Here is a 796-nt window from a genome sequence, read left to right as displayed (position 1 = left end):
GCGCCGATCCGCACCCCGGCCGTCCGGATGGCGTCGATGTCCAGCACGCTCGGCAGGTCGCGGACGTAGGCGTCGAGGAAGTCGTACCGCTGGGTGGCCGGTGCGGCGAGGGCGCGGGCGTAGCTGATCCGCCGCACCTCCTTGAGGCCGCCGGCGATGATCCGGTTGGCCCGGTCCTGGATCCAGGAGGTCGCCTCGGAGCCCGCCGGGCCGCCGTTCGGCGGGTTGTACTTGAAGCCGCCGTCGGCGGGCGGGTTGTGCGACGGGGTGACCACGACGCCGTCCGCGAGGCCGGTGCTGCGGCCCCGGTTGTGGGTGAGGATGGCGTGGGAGACGGCGGGGGTGGGGGTGTAGCCGTCCGCGGTGTCGATCAGGACGGTCACGTCGTTGGCCGCGAAGACCTCCAGCGCGGTGATCCTGGCCGGCTCGGACAGGGCGTGGGTGTCGGCGCCCAGGAAGAGCGGACCGTCGGTGCCCTGCGCGGCGCGGTACTCGCAGATGGCCTGGCTGGTGGCCGCGATGTGGTCCTCGTTGAACGCGGCCGCCAGGGACGACCCCCGGTGGCCGGAGGTGCCGAAGGCCACGCGCTGGCCGGGCTCCGCCGGGTCCGGGTGCACGGCGTAGTACGCCGTCACCAGCCTGGCGACGTCGATCAGGTCCTCGGGGCCGGCCGGCTTCCCGGCTCGGTCATGCTGCATGCGCCCACTCCTCCGCATCGTCGGGCAATCGCTCGCGGACCCATCTTCCCCTGTCCGGGGAGCGGCACCCGAGGTGAGGGCCGGGGTTACGGTGAACG

General features: G+C 73.6%; 1 pseudogene. It reads right to left on the bottom strand.

Annotated elements, in window-relative coordinates:
* Nucleotides 1-698: pseudogene (locus ACFW2E_RS23300) on the bottom strand (phosphoglucomutase, alpha-D-glucose phosphate-specific); the annotation flags it as partial.
* Between the last annotated feature and the right edge of the window lie 98 nt (nucleotides 699-796).

It is taken from the genome of Streptomyces sp. NPDC058964, assembly GCF_042741275.1.
In the GTDB taxonomy this organism is placed as follows: Bacteria; Actinomycetota; Actinomycetes; order Streptomycetales; family Streptomycetaceae; genus Streptomyces.
Note: the sequence above shows the minus strand (reverse complement) of the source record. Positions and strands in the feature narration are given on the sequence as shown.